The organism is Halosolutus gelatinilyticus, from assembly GCF_023028105.1.
Taxonomy (GTDB): Archaea; Halobacteriota; Halobacteria; order Halobacteriales; family Natrialbaceae; genus Halosolutus; species Halosolutus gelatinilyticus.
In genome coordinates this window covers 2137174-2153510 of record NZ_CP095491.1, presented here as the reverse complement: position 1 = coordinate 2153510, position 16337 = coordinate 2137174, and the positions used below count along the sequence as shown (strand labels likewise).

The window sequence follows — 16337 nt, the reverse complement described above, 5'->3', positions numbered from 1 at the left end:
CGCAGTCTTGCAGTGATATCGCCTCTTCGTCCGGATTGCGGACAGCCGCTGGAGGAAGCTACATGATGATGGCGATTCCGATCGCTCCGACGAGGCCGAACACGGAGAGAATCGCCTCGCTCAGCGTGTAGGTCTTCAGTCCGCCGGTCACTTCGAGGCCCGATAGTTCGGTCACGACCCAGAACCCGCTGTCGTTGATATGGCCGATACTCATTCCGCCCGATAGCGACGCCATCGCGATCGCAGACCCAGCCACAGTCGTCTCGACGCCGCCCATGATCGTCATCGCTGTTATCCCCGCTACTGTCCCCGAGCCCTGCGAGACGCGCATGATAAGCCCGATCACGAAGGCCAGCAGTACGATGACGACACCGTCACCGCTGACACCGATGAGGTCCACGAGCGCATCCGCCGCTTCGGTCTCCTGAATGACGTACCCGAAGGCACCGCCAGCGCCGGTGATCGTCAGCACGAGCCCGGCGGGTCGAGTCGCGTCGGAGAACGCGTCCGAGAGGTCGTCCCGGCCGACAGTTCGTGCGTATACACCGATGGCGATCACCAGGCCGGCGAGCAGCGCGATGATGCGACTCCCGAGGAAATCGAGGTAGACGTTCGGTTCGCCGGTAACGGCCTCCGTCGTGGTTTGCAAGAGGATGAGGAAGATCGGCGTCGCGATCGGAAGCAACGACGCGGCGAACGAAGGACGATCGGTCCGCTCCTCGTCGGCCTCTTCGAACGGGATTTCTGCGAGATCGTCCGCACTGTCCCAGAGTCGGTCCACGATGCGGATGTAGATGGCTATCGAGAGCGTGACCGCGGGGAACCCGACCAAGAGTCCGGCGACCATCATCTCACCGAGTCCGAATTCGAGCAGTTCCGGGGCGGCGAGCGGATTCGGCGTCGGCGGAACGAACGTATGCGCTCCGGCCGCTCCGATGACGAGCGAACCGATGACGACCGGATAGGAGAGGTCCGTCTCCTGCCAGAGGGCGATCACCATCGGTATCAATACCAAGAACGCAACGTCGAAGAACACCGGAACTGCGACGATCGCACCGGCCAACCCGAGCGCGTATGGGACGTACCGCACTGGCACCGCGTCGGTAAGCGTGGTCGCAATTTGCGTGGCACCACCGCACCGCGCCAGCAACATTCCGATCATGATTCCGAAGATAATCGGAATGCCGATCCCCTGCATGAGATCGCCGAATCCCTCGCCGATACTCGCGACCGTCTCGTTGAGTCCCAGTCCAGATCCGATACCCATGTACAACGCGCCCACTATCAACGAGACGGCGGGGTTAATATCGAGCGCGATGATTAGCAGTAGCACTATTCCGACGGCTATGCCGATATTCGCGGCTAGCACGGTTGCTCCGACCATGACAGAACGAAAGTCAAGCACGTTTATAATAAACGTTTGCATATGTCGGTGGCGGTCTCAGCCGATCGTGGAGTCCGACTACTCGACGATGTGGCTCCGATAGCCGGAGAACACGGCAGATAGCCGGCTCGAACGGGCTTCGTTAGTCCAAGCCGACGTGGCGCCGGAACGACTTTTCCGTCAGCCAGGCGCGATCGTTGTCCGACAGCGATTCGACCTGACGGAGCCAGTTATAGGCCTCGGCGTAGCTCGCGACGTCGCTGACGTTCGGGTAGTCCGAGCCCCAGATGACGCGTTCGCGCCCGAACGTTTCGAGGAACCACCTGACGTGGTCGTGCATGTCCTCGTAGGGGAACGTCGTCTCGGACATGTGGGGGATCTCCGAGACCTTCACTGCGACGGTGTCGTACTCCGCTAGCTCGGCGAACTGTGCGAACGTCCCCTCGTCCGTCGGCGTCCCCGGACCCGCGTGGGCGAAGTGATCGAACAGGTACGTGAGTTCGGGATACCGTTCAACGAGTTCGAGGACCTGATCCAGCTGGCTGTGGTCGCAGAGAATCTGGACGACGGCGTCCATCTCGACGGCCGTTTCCCAGAACTCCGTCTCTTCGACGGCCTCACGGAGCCAGGTGACGCTCGGATCGAACGTTTCCCACATTCGATCGGACGGACAGGCCGCTCCGAGTCGGAAGCCGAGGATTCCGTCAACGTCCATGCAGCGACGAAGCTGATCGGCCGCGTCGTCGGCGAACGGGTCGAGCATCACGATCCCGTACAGTCGGTCGGACTCCTCGGCGGCTCGCAGCGTGTACCAGTTGTCCGTCCAGTCGCAGATCGGGTAGCCGACGACGACCGCCTCGTCGATGCCGTTCCGATCCATGTCCGCCAGCAGTCGATCGGCCGTGTAGACCGCGTGGACGTCGAAGCCGTCGACGAGGTCCAGTATCGGTCCGTTGACCCAGGGGTGCTCTTCGCTTGCCGCGCCCCACGCGTGGGTATGAGTATCGAGCATACGAAGACAGTTGTGTGGTCATCGTAGTAAACCTTCCCGACAAAAGAACTAATCCCGGCCTCGCCGAACCGGGGTCCGTATGAAGCGAATCGCGTTTTACCTTCGGATCGAGGACGGACAGCGAGCGGCGTACCGCGACGAACACGAGAAGGGGACGCTGTCGGTGACCGGAACGATCGCGAAACCGCCGTCGTCCGGCGGTAAAACTGATTTCCGGTGATGCCGGAAGAACTACTCCCCGTCGCCTCGGGGTGAGCTCTGCAGACTCCGCGACTTCGACGCTCGTTCTCCACGATATCGCTCGTGAAAATCGTCGGCAGACCAATATCCGAACGCCATCGCGCTTTTGTATTACTGATCCGTCGCAGGTAGTAACTACATCGGCAGGAATCGGAACGCCGTATCCGGCATTGTCGGATTCGATCGCGACGATCGATTCGCCCGTTCAACGGGCGACAGGAGGCCTCCGGACGGCGAATCGGCCGTGCGCGATCAAGCCGTTCGCGCGGTGGCTCGATCCACTACGCAAACCGAGCGGCGCCAGGATTTCCGCCGCGTATCCGATCGCACGGCTGATCCCGGCGTGCAGCCCGTCTCGACCTGTTTCCGGCGATGACGGATAACGCGGCGCGTACGGATCACCGTCACTAACTGATGCGATCGTCTGTGCCCCGAACACGCCCCATTTCTCGGAGTTCTATCCCCGGCGCGGAACAGAGCAGGATACGCTGCCCGATCGTAATGTGTCCCGTTCGAGACTTTTTACAACCGTATGAGCGTAACTACTCGGCTCGCGTTATCTCAGTCGTTATTACCTGGGTTGCGTATCGTCAGCGACGCTCGTACCAACGGACCCGCGATCCGTCGATCGACACGAACGACCGAAAATCACTCGGCCTTCGATTCTACTCGCTCGGCGGGCGTTCTACCCGCTCGGAGGGCGGTGAACGTGCCGAGGGAGCGGCCGACGTTGCCACGTTCGTCGAGCGCGTGGCCGTGCCGTACCTGGTCGCGGTGTGGCACCGCTCGAAGAGAACGTACAAGCGCCCGCCGGAAGCCGCGACAGGGGTTCGGCGATCGAAGTCGCGACGCGTCCGTTCTCACGAAGGGAAGCTTCTTTTACCCCGCGACGTGAGAGGCAAGATATGGTACGACTCGACGGACTCTCCGTCCGGTGGCTCGGCTACGCAACGGCGCGACTCGCGGGCGACGACGCGATCGTCTACACCGATCCCGGTCGGTACGGCGTCCTCACCGGCGAGTGGGAGCGCGAGTACGGCGATCGGGAGCACCCGTCCGGCGGGCCTTACGACGCGCAGGACGGCGATATCGTCGTCGTAACGCACGATCACCACTACGACGATGACGGGATCGAACGCGTCGCCGGGGAGGACGCGACGATCGTCGTCTACGAGGGCGTCTCGGCCGAGGGCGTCCGCGAGAACAGCGGGCGCGACGTCCGCGACCCGGAATCCCTTCCGTACGACGTCCGCCGCGTCGCGTACGGCGACGAGCTGGCGATCGACGGCGTCGAGATCGAGGTGACGCGGGCGTTCAACCACCCGGACGGGAAGAACGCCACCGACGGAGAGCCGCTCCATCCCGAGGGACTCGGGTGCGGGTTCGTCGTGACGATCGACGGCGTCCCCTGCTTCTGGCCCGGCGACTCCGACGTGATCGACGACCACTACGACTTCGACGTCTCCGTGTTCCTCCCGTCGATCGCGACGAACTTCACGATGGATCGTCACGACGCCGCCGACCTCGCCGAGGCGCTCGACGCGGAGGCCGTCCTCCCGATCCACTACAACACTTTCGGCGACCTCGAATCGGACTCCGCGGCGTTCGCCGCCGACGTCGCCAAGCGGGGGATCCCGGTAGTCCTCGACGAAGGCGGGTTCTAGGACCGCTGCGGTCTCGGTGTTACAGGACGATCGATCCTGCACCGCCGTTTGATCGTCGTAAACGAGTGGACCGGATAACCGATCGTCCTTCGGAGGCGATTACAACCACACGCCCGTAAGCGATCGAGCGCGGTTACCTCGACTTCTCGACCGGTCAGGACGGATACAGCCAGGGCTACTTCCCGACGCAACTGGCGTGGATGTACATGGAGCGTGGAATCCCGATGAAGGACTTCACCACCGGGGTTGCGGTCGTCGACGAGAGCAACGTCGAATTAGCCAAACAGCGCGACGGTATGTGGGATGACCTCATCGACTGGCAGGACTCGAACTACGACAACTGACGTCCGGTCGGCGGCGAGACTCGAATATCCGGGGACCGATCGCCGGGATCGTTTGAAGCTCGCAAACCCGCGCATCGCTTGAGAGATGCAAACAATTTTGTGGCGGGGCGCATCGGAAAGTATGGCCGGAACGGAATCCCCCGAACGATTCAGGCCGTGGCGACCACGCTCGATATCATCGACTTCCTTCACGAGAACAACGGCGCCCGGCTCACCGAGATCGCGACCGAACTCGACTGGTCGAAAGGAACCATCCACTGCCACCTCGCCACGCTCATCGAAACCGAGTACGTCGTCAAAGACGGCGACCAGTACACGCTCGGGCTTCGGTACCTGGAGCTCGGCGAGGGCGTCAAGGACCGCCTCGGAATCCACGACATCGGCACCAGCGAACTGGACGACCTGGCCGCGGAGTGCGACGAGCTCGTGCAGTTTGTGACCGAAGAACACGGCCGCGCGGTCTACCTGTACAAGAAAGGCGTCGACCGCGCGGTGCAGACGGCCTCGTCGATCGGCAAGCGCGAGTACCGCCACTGCATCTCGCTGGGCAAGGCGATCCTCGCTCACTACCCCCGAGAGCGGGTCGAGGAGATCATCGACGAACACGGACTTCCCGCGTACACGGACAAGACGATCACCGCTCGCGAACCCCTCTTCGAGGAGCTGGAGGCGATCCGCGAACGCGGGTACGCGTTCGACGACGAGGAGAAGATCGAGGGGCTTCGGTGCGTCGCCGCGCCCGTGAAAGCCGGCAAACACGAGGTTCTCGGAGCGGTGAGCATCTCCGGGCCGTCGAGTCGTATGACCGGCGATCGGCAAGCGCGAGTACCTCCCCCGAGCGGGCGATGCGATCCGCGAACGTCATCGAGATCAACACGAAGTTCTCCTGATCGGCCAGTGTTTGCGACTCGTAAACGGCCGGGAATCGTTCCAGTGCGATCGCGACGCTCGTGGGAATCGGATCGATCCGCGTTCGGCGGGGCGTCGAAACGAGCACGCGAAGCGATCTCGAGAGACGGCTCGTCCCTCGACGGGACGAACGCGGCCATTTACACCAGTGCTGGTGTAATAGGATTCGTCGTACGGCGACTGGTGCGAGAGCGGAGCGCAAGTCGGATCGGCGGGGAGCGTTTGAGAGCGTCAAAACGCGCTGTATCCGTTCTCGTACGGCTTGACGTCGGGGGACTCGCCCTCGATCCGCTCGACGTGCGCCAGCAACCGATCGCGGAGGTCGTCCGCGACGGTTCGAAAGTCCGGTCGACCGACGAGGTTAACCCGTTCGTGCGGATCGCGCTCGAGGTCGTAGAGGTAGCGTTCGACGTAGACCTCGCTCGACTTCTCGGCGCTGCCCCCGCGCCAGCCGGTCGGCGACGGCGCCGCGACGGCGTACTTCCAGCGATCGGTTCGGAGCGCCCGTCCGACCTGCGACTCGCTGATCTGGACGAACGCCTCGCCGTCCTCGTCGGGAACGTCCCGTCGAACGACCGGCAGGAGGCTCTCGCCGTGCATCTCGTCCGGGGCGTCGATCCCCGCCGCGTCGAGGAGAGTCGGCGGGAGGTCAACGAGGCTCGTCGCGCGCTCGACGTCGGTCCCGCCGTCGAAACCCGGCCCCGAGAGGATCGCGGGAACCCGGACGGCGGATTCGTGGGGGGACCGTTTGTACTCGCCCGGCCGCGTCCGGAAGTGACACCCGTGATCGGACGCGTACGCGACGACCGTCCGATCGCGGACGCCGCGCTCCGACAGCGCGCCGAGCAGATCGTCGACACACTCGTCGATCCGCTCGACCATTCCGTAGTAATCCGGCAGTTCCCCGTACCAATCGCCGGGTCGGTTCTGCAGATCCCCCGGGACGTACGGCGTTTTTTCGTGCCGCTCCGCGTATCCGTCCGGCGCGACGAACGTCCACATGTCGTTTTGATTGTGCGGTTCGACGTACGAGATCACGAGGAAGAACGGTTCCGACAGCGTCTCGACGGCTTCGCGCGCGTACTCGGTGAACGCGTCCGCGCGATACTGGTCGAACTCAACCGGATCGCCGTCCGCGTCGAACAGGGTGCCCTCCTCGGGGTAGGACGTGAACTCCGGGACGTCCGCCGCGATCCAGAAGTCCTCGTAGCCGCCGCGGCGCTCCGGGGGGACGGGCTTGTCGAACGTTCCGGCGGCGTGCCAGTTTCCCACGAACCCGGCGTCGTAGCCGGCGTCCTTAAATCGCCGGGAGAGGCGCAGTTCGTCGGTCGGGACCGGCATCGCGTTGCGCCAGGAGTCGACCTCGGTCGGGTACTTCCCGCTCTGGAACGTCGCACGGAACGGCCCGCACAGCGGTTGCGGCGTTATCGCCTGTTTCAGGGCGACGCCTCGCACCGCGAGTCGATCGATCGTCGGAGTGAGATCGAGCGGACACCCGTACGCGCCGACCGTGTCCCACCGCTGCTGATCGGTCAGCACCGCGACGACGTTGGGGCGTTCGTGATCGTCCATTTATCATTCGACAGTACCTCGATCGACTTATATGTGCGTTCAAGACCGGCCGCCGCCGATCGTTCACGATGCGTGAACGACCTGGCCGCGCTCCGGCGCACAAATACGTTTACAGAGGTACGATCGTAAACGAGATGCGCTCAGTAGCCGTCGTTGAGCGCGTTCTGGATCGAGTTGATCGTGCTCCCGACGATGCTCGCAAAGTCGGTGCTCGCGTCCTTCTCTTTCATCCTGGTGGCCGGGCCGGAGACGGTGACCGCGGCGATCGCCCGTTCATCTCGGTCCGTGATGGGACAGGCGATGCAGTGGCGGTCCTCCCGGTGCTCGCCCCGGTCGTAGGCCATCCGGCGATCGCGCGTGAGCTGGAGTTCGTCTTCGAGCGCGTCGCGGTCGGTGATGGTGTTCTCGGTTAGTTTCGGGAGCCCGCGGTACTCGACGATGGCCTCCCGGTCCGCTGGCGGCGTGTACGAGAGGATGGCCTTCCCGCCCGCGGTCGCGTGCAGCGGGAGGCGATCCCCCTCCTTCGCGTCGACGTCCGACTGCTCGCCGGTGCTCTCCCGGCCGATGTAGATACCGTACCCGTGTTCCGGGACCATGAGACTCGCGACCTCTCCGGTCGCCGCCGCGAGGTCCTCCAGCGGCCGTTCCGCGACCTCGTAGATCGGGAGTCGGGCCCGGGCGCTCGTTCCGAGGCCCAGGAAACTCACGCTCAATCGGTACGAGCGGCCGTCTTTGACGACGTAATCGAGCCGTCGGAGCGTATTGAGGTGCTTGTGGACCGTCCCCTTCGCGAGGTCGAGGTCGTCGGCGAGTTCGGTCACACCCGCCCCGTCGCGGTCCTTCAGTGCCTCGATGAGCCGAAAGCTCGTGACCGTCGTTTTCGCGGTGGGCCCGCCGTCGTCCGCCGCGGAAATGTCCGTGGTCGTCATACGACCGGAAACGTCGGCTGTACACAAATAATTGTTCATACATCGTGAACTCCGGGCGGACGACGGGCGACAGCGGCGAGCGGAAACGGAGCGGGCGCTCGCGCCCGTGTGAGCGCAACTCACCCATCCGTCCCGCAGAGCGTCGGACGCGCGGTGAGACCACGCGGGACGGCCGTGCCGATGCTGTTCACGACACGTGAACGGCGCGGCGGGGCGGCTGCAGGCGTCGCGGATCGACGCGACGGAAGCAAGGGAAACGCGGACCCCGGCGGGTCGATCGCGGGAGCGAACGGAGGTACCAAACGCTTAATACGGACGGACTCGACGCCTGTTCACATGGGTCGCATAGAAGTTCGAGACCTCAGAAAGGTATTCGACGCCGGCGGGGACGCCCTCGTCGCCGTCGATGACCTCGATTTCACGATCGAGGACGGCGAGTTTCTCGTGCTCGTCGGGCCGTCGGGGTGCGGCAAGTCGACGACGCTTCGGTGTATCGCCGGGCTTGAATCGCCGACAGGCGGGGAGATCCGCCTCGACGACGAGGACGTCACTCGCGCGAAACCGAAAGACCGGGACATGGCGATGGTGTTCCAGAGCTACGCGCTGTACCCGCACATGACCGCCCGCGAGAACATGAGCTTCGGGCTGAAGATGACGACCGAGCTCCCCGACGACGAGATCGCCGAGCGCGTCGAGAACGTCGCCGAGATGACGGGGATCGAGCGAAATCTCGACCAGAAGCCGGGCGAGCTCTCCGGCGGCCAGCAACAGCGGGTCGCGCTCGGCCGGGCGATCGTCCGCGATCCGGAGGTCTTCCTCATGGACGAACCGCTCTCGAACCTGGACGCGAAGCTCCGGGACCAGATGCGCACGGAACTGCAGAACCTCCAGAACGACTTCGGCGTGACGACGATCTACGTCACGCACGATCAGACGGAGGCGATGACGATGGGCGATCGGATCGCGATCCTGAACGACGGCGAACTCCAGCAGATCGGGACGCCCCTGGAGTGTTATCACACGCCCGCCAACGAGTTCGTCGCCGGATTCATCGGCTCGCCGAGCATGAACTTTCTGGACGTGACCATCCGGAACGGAACGCTCGTTCACGACGAATTCACCTACGAGCCCTCGGCGGAGACGGCCGAGGCGCTGGGAACGGACGGAACCGAGTACGTACTCGGGATCCGACCCGAAGACATCGAGATCGTGGGGGACGGGACGCCCGGGGCGATCGACGCGACCGTCAACGTCGTGGAACCGCTGGGCGACGTCGCCCACGTCCACGTCGACATCGGTGGCGAATCCTACACCGCGGCCGTCAACGGCACGCCGAACTGGGGCCCCGGTCGGGAGATCCACGTCGCGTTCCCCGAGAAGGACGTCCACCTCTTCGACGGCGACACCGGCGACGCCGTCAAGAACGCGAGCCTCGACGCCGGCGAACACTCGGTGGACGTGCCAGCGTAGCCGGGTCCGGTTCGATCGGCCGACGAATCGCTCCGAACGCGATCGGCCCGCCAGAGAGATCTCCGCTGTTAGTTTCCCTCCCGCACCCCGGTAATTTTATAACCGAGATCGGGCATAGTCAGTTGTATGCCGAAGATTGCGTTCATCGGAGCAGGAAGTATGGTCTTCGCGAAGAATCTCGTCGGGGACATCCTCTCGTTCGAAGCTCTCGCGGACAGTACGATCGCGCTGATGGACATCGACGAGCGCCGACTCGCCCGGACGACGGAGGTAGCCGAGGCGATGGTCGAGAACGGGCGGGTCGACGCGACGATCGAGCCCACGACGGACCGTCGGGAGGCTCTCGACGGCGCCGACTACGTGCTCAACATGATCAACGTCGGCGGGACGGAGCCGTTCGAGAACGAGATCCGCATCCCGGAGCGCTACGGCGTCGAACAGGCGATCGGGGACACGCTGGGGCCGGGCGGCATCTTCCGGGGGCTCCGGACGGTCCCGACGATGCTGGAGCTCGCGCGGGACATGGAGGAGGTGTGTCCCGACGCGCTGTTGTTGAACTACACGAACCCGATGGCGATCGTCTGCTGGGCCGTCGACGAGGCTACGGACGTCGATATCGTCGGCCTCTGTCACAGCGTTCCCCACACCGCGGAGGCGATCGCCGAGTACGTCGACGTCCCCCGATCGGAACTTGACTACTGGGTCGCCGGGATCAACCACATGGCCTGGTTCCTCGAGTGCGAGTGGCGCGAACAGGACGTCTATCCGCTGCTCAGGGACGCGATGCGGGACGACGAGACCTACCGGAAGGACACCGTTCGGTTCGAACTCCTGGAGCACTTCGGCGCCTTCGTCACCGAGTCGAGCCACCACAACTCGGAGTACCACCCGTACTTCCGCACGGATCCGGTGCTGATCGAGGAGCTGAGCGGCGCGAACTTCGCCGAGCGGATGCCGACCGCGACGTACCTCGAGGGGTGGAAGGAGCGATCGGAAGAGCGGGACGACGCGCTCGCCGACGTCGATCCCGACGACGTCTCGATCGAGCGCTCCGAGGAGTACGCCTCCCGGCTGATCCACTCGATCGAGACGGGCACGCCGCGCCGGCTCAACCTGAACGTCCGAAACGACGCCGGCCACATCCGGAACCTGGAGACCGACGCCTGCGTCGAGGTCCCGTGTCTGGTCGACGGCACCGGAATCCGTCCGTGCTCGATCGGGAAGCTTCCGCCCCAGCTGGCCGCGCTCAACCGGACGAACGTGAACGTCCAGCGCCTCGCGGTCGAGGGGGCGCTCGAGGGCGATCGCGAAGCGGTCCACCGGGCGGTGAAACTCGATCCGCTGACGGCGGCCGAACTCGATCTCGATACGATCCACGAGATGACCGAAGAACTCATCGCCGCCAACGAGGCGTACATCCCGGCGCTTCGCTGAGTTCCCGGTCGACGCCCGATCGTCCGGCGGCTCCGCGTCGGCGGTCCGGCCCGCCGAGCCACAGCGTCGGCGTCGATCGCACCGAACAAGGGGATAGAAACCTTTATCATGGTCGTTCCGGATGTAGCGAGTATAGCGATGAGAGAGATTAGCAAGCGGGACCTTCTGAAAGCCAGCGGTGCAGCGGCGGCGGCCTCGATCGCCGGCTGCCTCGGCGGCAGCGACGACCAGTTGACGTTCTGGTGGGTCGAAGGGGACGGCGAGAATTATCGGGACCTGAACGAGTGGCTCGCGGAGACGGTCGAGTCCGAAACCGACCGCGAGCTGGAGATTACCGGCTACGCCTACAGCGACCTGCGACAGAACGTGCTGACCGGCGGCCGTCAGGGAACGCCGGACGTGATCGAGGGCGTGATCGAACACCCCGGCGACTACGTGGCGGCCGAGATCGTCGAACCGCTGACCGATCGGACCGACAAAGTGCCGCACTTCGACGGGTTTCTCGACAGCGCACTCGACGCATTCCGGTTCCAGGACGAACTCTGGGCCCTCCCCTACACCGGGAACGGCCGCGCGCTCGTCTACAACAAGGACATCCTCGCGGAGTACGGCTATGAAGAGGGGCCGCCGTCGGAGATCGGCGAGTTCATGGAACTCGCCGGGACGATCAACGAGGATCACGACGACATGAACGGCTTCCACCTGACGACCGAGCGGGGCGAAGTTCGCGTCACCCAGGAATTCCTCTCGCACGTCTATCAGCACACCGACGGCCCCCTGTACGACTGGGACGGCGACGGCTGGGCCCTCCAGGCCGACGCCGGCGCCTTCGAAGCCGTTCTCGGAGACATCTACTACAGGCTGTTCCACGGCGACTCGCCGGCGGCCGGCGACTCCTACCAGAGCGCCGGCTGGGAGACGAACGACGTCGGCTTCACCGAAGGCGAACACGCGATGATCCACTGCGGGCCGTGGATCGACGGCTTCCGCGACACGGACCAACAGGAGGAGATGCTCGACGAGAACACGGCGATCTCGCTGCTGCCGAAACACGCGGACGCGTCCGACGCGACGTACATGGAGGTCAAACCCCTCATGCTCAACGCCCACTCCAACGATCTCGACAGCGGGATGGCGGTTGCATCGGCCTTCTCGAGTCCGGAGGCGCTCGAGCGACTGTCCGAAATCGACTCGGGCGCGACCGCGACTCCCGTCCACGAGGACGTCGAGTCGTCGATCGACAACGAGGACTTCACGGCCTTCACCGAGGCGTTCGAGAACGGCGTCGCACCGGCGCAGATCGCCTGGGGAGAGGTCCGAGAGGCGATCTACGACGCGATCGAGAACGTCATCTTCGACGAACAGACGCCCGCGGAGGCCGCCGCCGACCTGGAGGCGGTGCTCCGGGAGGCCGACGTCAACCTCGACCCCGAAGCGGAGTGAACAGATGAGACGCGACACCGCCACAGCGCACACGAACGCGGAATCGACCGGGTGATCGTCATGGCTACGAGTACGGATCGACTCTCGGCGTACCGGAAACAGTTCGTCTCCCTCTCGACGGAGACGTGGCTCGGCTGGGGACTGTTGCTTCCCGCCGCGTTGCTGATGGGCGTCATCATCCTGTACCCGATCCTCGACGGGATCCTGACGAGCTTTCAGGCGCGATCGTTCCTGCGGCCGGAGATTCGGGAGTTCGTCTTGCTGGCGAACTATCGGGCACTGGTCCGGGACGGGGTATTCTGGACCGCGCTCTGGAACTCCGCGGTGTTGACCGGCGTCTCGGTCGCCCTGCAGTTCCTGCTCGGGCTCGGGTTAGCGCTGCTGCTCAAGCAGCAGGTACCGGGGATCGCCGTCTTCCGGAGCATCACGATGGTCACCTGGGTTCTGCCGGTCATCGTGATCGTCATCGTCTTCAACTGGCTCGTCCAGCCGGGATACGGCCTCGTGAATCTGATCCTCGCGGAGCTCGGCCTCCCGACGGACTACTGGTTCTCGAACAGGACGTGGGCTATGCCGCTGATCGTCCTGATGCACGTCTGGAAGAACGCCCCGTTCTTCGCGATCGCGCTGTTCGCCGCGATGCAGTCGATCCCGAACGAACTCTATGAGGCGGCGAAGATGGACGGCGCGTCGGCGGTCCAGCAGTTCCGGTACATCACCCTGCCGAACATCTCGTACGTGGCGATGATCATGATCGTGTTACACGTGCTGTACACGTTCAACAACTTCGACTTCGTCTGGCTCTCGACCGGCGGCGGGCCGCTGCGCACGACCGAAGTGCTGCCGACGTACGTGTACAAGCAGGCGTTCCAACAGTACGCGCTCGGCTACGCGGCCAGCATCGGCGTGGTCATGCTGATCATCATGATGACGTTCACCGTCGTCTACGTGAAACTGGAGGACTTCGACTGATGGTACGCACACTCGTCACCGGATTCGAAGCGCGCCTCGACGATGGGATGACCGTCCGCCGCGCGGCGTTCGTCTACGCGACGTTGGTGCTGTACTACGGATTCCTGCTGATCCCGATATTCTGGCTCGTCAGGTCGTCGATCGTCACCGACGAGATGCTGCGCGCCAGGGAACTCGACCTGCTGCCGCTGGCCCACCTGACGGCCGAGAACTACGCGCGCGTGCTAGGAAACGGGACGTTCCGCTCGTACTTCCTCAACTCGACGCTGATCGCGATCGCCACGACGCTGCTGACGCTCGGCGTCGGGATTCCGGCCGCGTACTCGGTGAGTCGATTCGACTATCCGGGGCGGGATTACGTCGTGCTGGGGCTCATCTCGAGCCAGATGCTGCCGCTGGTGCTGGTGTTAATCCCGTTTTTCACCGTCATGTTCCGGATGAACCTGGTCGACACCAGGATGGGGCTCGTCTTCGCTCACGCCGTCGGCGTCTTGCCGTTCGTCGTCTGGCTGCTGAAGGGGTACTTCGACGCGATACCCGAAGCGCTGGACGAGGCCGCGAAGATGGACGGCTGCGGCCACCTGCAGATCATGTACCGGATCCTCGTTCCGCTGTCGCTGCCGGGTATCGCCGTGGCCGGCTTCTACGCCTTCGTCGGCTCGTGGAACGACTACCTGTTCGTGTCGATCCTCTCCCAATCGACGGATACCAGAACCCTGCCACTTGGGCTGCAACTCTTCCAGACGGCGCAACAGGTCGACTGGGGAGCGGTCACCGCGGCCGCCGTCGTGACGGCGGTGCCGGTGGTCGTTCTGTTCGCCCTCGTGCGGCAGTGGCTCGTCGAGGGCATGTCGAACACCGGCGGGAAGGGGTTTTGACCCCCGCGGCGCGCCAATCGCTAGCCGCCGTTTCGGCAGGCCGCGGTTTCGATGGATCGCCGTTCCCGCAGGTTTCCGTCTCGGTTCGATCAGATTCCACTGAGTGTCGCGACTCCGTGATCGGAGTCGATCGACCGGCCACCCAGCACGCCTCGGATCGCTGGGGTGTTGTTCACACATCGTGAACGGAGGAGATCGATCCTTGACCCTCCGGATCGCGAACGTCCGTCGAGTTTCGATGTCCGATCCGCCGTCCGAACGACGATTTGAGTGTATTTATCTCCGTTATCAGTACAGCCCTTACTTTCGTTACATATTGGAGTCACCCTCTTCGGACGAGGTCCGTCAAATCGATTCCGGAGAGCGAGGTTGCGTCCCCGATCGGGCACCCTGTTCGAAGACGCAGTCCTCCGGGCGTCGATCGACTATGAGAAGGCCCTACCCCGGAAACTCGGTTCGGCGTCACATCCCCCGGAAGACGGGACGTATCGACGACGGTGCCGAGCTCGCCGATCCCGATCGGAATCCCGATAATATCAATTATTAGAAATATCCGTGACGATCCGCTATGCTACTATTCCGATCGGGTGCTATCGTCTGTACGGACATTCCGTGAGTGCCCGGAAAGTCACTTTACGCTCGTTCCGGTAGCGTGCGACGAACACAACGAATCATGCCACGTTATCGACCATTTCGCGACGGTGTTGTGGAATATCAGGGGCGTTCGGAGCCGGGTCGCTCGCCGGCGTCGGTGCCGGCAAGCCGGGTGACCGCTCGATCGCCGTCTCTCCGGAGGCGGAGCGCCCTCGGCGACCGGCATACGGATCGCGCGATCGCGGAGACCGGGGGAGTGTTCGGCGACCGAGCGTACCGCGTCAGTGGACCGGTTGCCGGATGCCGATCGGGCCGGAAACCGGACACCGGTGCTCGGTTAGCGAACCGATTTATTACACGTGTACATGTGTAAATGGATGGGACGAGCGGCGGTCGCCGTTCCGTTTCACGGAGCGAAATTCGCCGGACGATCGGCCGCCCGAATGCGCCGATCGCGGTCGTTCGATGCGGAACTGGACGAAGGCGTTTCGCGATGCGGATTCGCCGCTCACCCGTACGCGAGCGTCACTTTGATCTCGCCGGCTTTGTCCCGGAGTCGGTCGACGAGGGCGTCGTGTACGTACTCGTCTCTGAACCGGCTCGTCGGCCCGAACAGGCCGAGCGCACCGAGGAGTTCGTCGTCCGGCGTGTGGACCGGAACGGCCACCCCGAAGAGTCCCTCCATGTACTCCTCGTCGTTGACGGCGTACCCCTGTTCGCGGACCCGTTCGAGTTCCTCGAAGAGCGCGTCCCGGTCGGTGATGGTGTTTTGCGTGTGCCTCTCGAGCCCCTTCACCTCGATGTAGCGATCGACCTCCGCGTCGTCCCACTCCGCGAGGATCACCTTCCCGGAGGCCAAGGAGTGCAGCGGGCGCCGCTTCCCGATCATGGTGTCCGAGAGGTTCCCGTACCGGTGAAGATAGACGCCGTCGTACTCCTCTTCGATGAGGAAGAGCGATCGTTCGTCGGTTTCTTGCCCGAGTTCGAACACCTTCCGCATCGCGGCCGTGTATCCCGCGTTCCGGTTTCGCGTCGTCTCGCCGATCTCGAGCAGCCTGAGGCCGACGTAGTACTCGCCGTCGCGCTCGATGACGTACCCCATGTCGGTCAGCGTCGCCAGGTGCCGGTAGACGGTACTCTTGGTCAGGGACGTCCGGCGCGTGATCTCCGCGATCGAGAGCCCCTCCTCCTCCTTGAGCGTCTCCAGTATCGCGAACGTCTTCCGGGTCGTCGTCACCCCGGTTTCGTCCGAACCGCGCTCCGTGGTCATGGGACTGCATTGCCCGCCTCGTCCAATGAATGTTCCGGATAGTAAAACGACCGCGTTATTATGCGGGATACTACCGGGCGATCCGGGGAATCGGCGGGCGGGCGTTCCGCTATACGGTCGATCGGGTCGACGCAGCAAAACGAACGTCGTTTCTCCCGCGATCGCGACCCTGACGCGAGCGGATCGACCGCCGAGGATCGGCTAGCGAGTCGATCGGCGGGA

General features: G+C 64.0%; 12 protein-coding genes and 1 pseudogene. 8 read left to right on the top strand and 5 right to left on the bottom strand.

Annotation, left to right across the window (positions count from 1 at the left end):
- Window positions 1-58 precede the first annotated feature (58 nt).
- Together MUH00_RS10535 and rhcC are read right to left on the bottom strand one after the other, a co-directional pair.
- Entirely contained in the window at window positions 59-1384 is a 1326-nt protein-coding gene (locus MUH00_RS10535) for a GntP family permease (RefSeq protein WP_246998255.1), read from the bottom strand.
- A gap of 142 nt (window positions 1385-1526) precedes the next feature.
- The gene (gene rhcC, locus MUH00_RS10530; protein ID WP_246998253.1) at window positions 1527-2396 is read right to left on the bottom strand and encodes an L-rhamnono-1,4-lactonase; all 870 of its coding nucleotides are present in this window, start codon (window positions 2394-2396) and stop codon (window positions 1527-1529) included.
- Window positions 2397-2475: 79 nt separating this feature from the next.
- Here rhcC and MUH00_RS10525 point away from each other — a divergent pair, with 79 nt between their 5' ends.
- The 3 genes and pseudogenes from MUH00_RS10525 to MUH00_RS10515 all read left to right on the top strand — a co-directional run.
- A complete protein-coding gene (locus MUH00_RS10525; RefSeq protein ID WP_246998251.1) occupies window positions 2476-2616 on the top strand; it encodes a hypothetical protein in 141 nt (46 codons plus the stop codon).
- Between the two features lie 925 nt (window positions 2617-3541).
- Window positions 3542-4300, top strand: coding sequence for an MBL fold metallo-hydrolase (locus tag MUH00_RS10520; protein WP_246998249.1), 759 nt, complete (start codon window positions 3542-3544; stop codon window positions 4298-4300).
- Between the two features lie 443 nt (window positions 4301-4743).
- A pseudogene (locus tag MUH00_RS10515) lies at window positions 4744-5409 on the top strand (IclR family transcriptional regulator); the annotation flags it as partial.
- 375 nt (window positions 5410-5784) lie between these two features.
- Here MUH00_RS10515 and MUH00_RS10510 read toward each other — a convergent pair.
- Window positions 5785-7125, bottom strand: coding sequence for a sulfatase family protein (locus MUH00_RS10510; protein WP_246998247.1), 1341 nt, complete (start codon window positions 7123-7125; stop codon window positions 5785-5787).
- A gap of 140 nt (window positions 7126-7265) precedes the next feature.
- Window positions 7266-8054, bottom strand: a complete 789-nt coding sequence (locus MUH00_RS10505) for an IclR family transcriptional regulator (protein WP_246998244.1) — start codon at window positions 8052-8054, stop codon at window positions 7266-7268.
- 336 nt (window positions 8055-8390) lie between these two features.
- Between MUH00_RS10505 and MUH00_RS10500 the strand changes: the two genes are divergently transcribed.
- From MUH00_RS10500 to MUH00_RS10480, 5 genes are all read left to right on the top strand, one after another.
- The gene (locus MUH00_RS10500; RefSeq protein ID WP_246998242.1) at window positions 8391-9524 is read left to right on the top strand and encodes an ABC transporter ATP-binding protein; all 1134 of its coding nucleotides are present in this window, start codon (window positions 8391-8393) and stop codon (window positions 9522-9524) included.
- Window positions 9525-9650: 126 nt separating this feature from the next.
- Window positions 9651-10958 carry an alpha-glucosidase/alpha-galactosidase gene (gene melA, locus MUH00_RS10495; RefSeq protein ID WP_246998240.1) on the top strand — a complete coding sequence of 436 codons (1308 nt, stop codon included), beginning with the start codon at window positions 9651-9653 and terminating at the stop codon, window positions 10956-10958.
- Between the two features lie 138 nt (window positions 10959-11096).
- On the top strand, window positions 11097-12401 hold the full coding sequence (locus tag MUH00_RS10490) for a sugar ABC transporter substrate-binding protein (protein WP_246998238.1): 1305 nt from the start codon (window positions 11097-11099) through the stop codon (window positions 12399-12401).
- A gap of 60 nt (window positions 12402-12461) precedes the next feature.
- Window positions 12462-13373: a carbohydrate ABC transporter permease gene (locus MUH00_RS10485; protein WP_246998236.1), complete on the top strand. Its 912-nt coding sequence runs from the start codon at window positions 12462-12464 to the stop codon at window positions 13371-13373.
- Window positions 13373-14251 carry a carbohydrate ABC transporter permease gene (locus MUH00_RS10480; RefSeq protein ID WP_246998234.1) on the top strand — a complete coding sequence of 293 codons (879 nt, stop codon included), beginning with the start codon at window positions 13373-13375 and terminating at the stop codon, window positions 14249-14251. Before MUH00_RS10485 ends, MUH00_RS10480 begins: the two co-directional genes overlap by 1 nt.
- A 1102-nt stretch (window positions 14252-15353) precedes the next feature.
- Here the strand turns inward: MUH00_RS10480 and MUH00_RS10475 are convergent.
- Window positions 15354-16115: an IclR family transcriptional regulator gene (locus MUH00_RS10475; protein ID WP_246998232.1), complete on the bottom strand. Its 762-nt coding sequence runs from the start codon at window positions 16113-16115 to the stop codon at window positions 15354-15356.
- Window positions 16116-16337 lie beyond the last annotated feature (222 nt).